The organism is Halomonas citrativorans, from assembly GCF_014898005.1.
Taxonomy (GTDB): domain Bacteria; phylum Pseudomonadota; class Gammaproteobacteria; order Pseudomonadales; family Halomonadaceae; genus Vreelandella; species Vreelandella citrativorans.
This window is the reverse complement of the sequence record NZ_JABUYX010000059.1, coordinates 1-1487: the sequence shown is the minus strand read 5'-3', so window position 1 is coordinate 1487 and position 1487 is coordinate 1. Positions and strand designations below refer to the sequence as shown.

Genomic DNA, 1487 nt, shown 5'->3' with positions numbered 1-1487 from the left:
CAGTTCCGAAAACTCACCAAGACCAAGGGTGGGTTTGCCAACGAAAATAGCCTGTTGAAACTGCTGTATGCGGGTATCCTCAAGGCCTCAGAACGCTGGACTCACCCTGTGCAAAATTGGAACCTGACGCTGTCGCAAATGGCGATACATTTCCCAAAACGCCTGGACGGTCATATCGACCTATAATGACCAAACTGACACAAAGTTTTGAACACCCTCGTCACAATATGCGTCCACTTCATTGATCCAAAGACTGGATCGATTAGTTCGCGGCTTTTTGAATTCTCGCCAAGAATACCCCCTCAAGGAACTCCTTTATGTCAGCATCGGTAAGCTCGTGGTTTTCAGGGCTCATAATTTTGCTTCTTTTAATGGCTAACACCAAAATCAGCGGCGAGTTTACGAGTCCGCTGCATTTTCTTGTTCAATGACTTTCATGCTATGAGCTAACTCTTGTTCAAGACTCATCATGTGTCGTGACATCTCATTATATTTACTTTTCGAATGATCTAAATGTTGTTTGATTTGGGCGTAATCTTCTGAAACTGACTCGTAATGTTGCATCAAACGATCAATATCAACTTCTCTATCACCGTCATGTAGCATATGATTTCGATGCTCTCTCAAACTATTTCGTTCATTCTCCAACATATGTCTTTTTTCTTGCAGCATGCTCATTTCTTTTTCATATGACATCATTTGATGACGAACCTGTTCAAGCTCATCCATAAGGTGATGCACTTTTAATTTTCTTCTTTTTATGAACTCCATTTCCTTCATTTTCTTATAAGCAATCTTATCTCGCCTTCTAACTTCTCTTATTTCCTCGACAATTTCATCACTAACTTGTTCATTCAAATTCTCTCTTGCTAGCTCAAGAAACCTATCTGCTTGATACATGTGAAATGTATTTTCAGCTCTATCTTTAAATTCTTTCACCAACTCTGGTCTGGGGCCAATAGTCTTTCCTTTAAATTTTTCCCACCAATCTTCCTTTTTATCATCAGTTACAAGAACTATGCCCTTTTTGGCTTCAATTGACTTGTCGATAACCTGATTCCAAACGATCAAATCTCCATATTTTCGACACTTCTCTGTGAATACATCGCTATCTCCAGATTTGATGCCATCTTTAAATCCAGGTGGAATTTTTTGCTTATAACGTTCCTCGCCATCAACAATCAAATTTTCTAGATCTTCTCTAGAATATGGCTGCCCTACATTATTCTCAAATATGGAAGAAATAGACTCTTTAATTTCATCATTAGAAATACGTTTGGTGTGAATCCCTTTGTTTTCTGACAACTCATTACAAAGAAGGTCAAAGACCTTATTGACTTGATTCATTGTCTGCTGACTAACAAAGGGGTGTTGACGAGCGTTATCCAAATCACTCCTTAAAGAGTTTATTGATCTTGCCCAGTAACGATGGACACCTCAAGAATGTAATACACTGCAACGAGGTGAACCATGGCAAGATCGACGAC

Annotated in this window: 1 protein-coding gene and 1 pseudogene; one reads left to right on the top strand and one right to left on the bottom strand. The window is 39.2% G+C overall.

Annotated elements, in window-relative coordinates; genetic code table 11:
* Positions 1–186, top strand: a pseudogene (locus tag INT20_RS17885) (IS256 family transposase); the annotation flags it as partial.
* Positions 187–399: 213 nt separating this feature from the next.
* Here INT20_RS17885 and INT20_RS17880 read toward each other — a convergent pair.
* Complete coding sequence (locus INT20_RS17880) at positions 400–1410, bottom strand: PIN-like domain-containing protein (protein ID WP_319643870.1); 1011 nt, start codon at positions 1408–1410, stop codon at positions 400–402.
* Between the last annotated feature and the right edge of the window lie 77 nt (positions 1411–1487).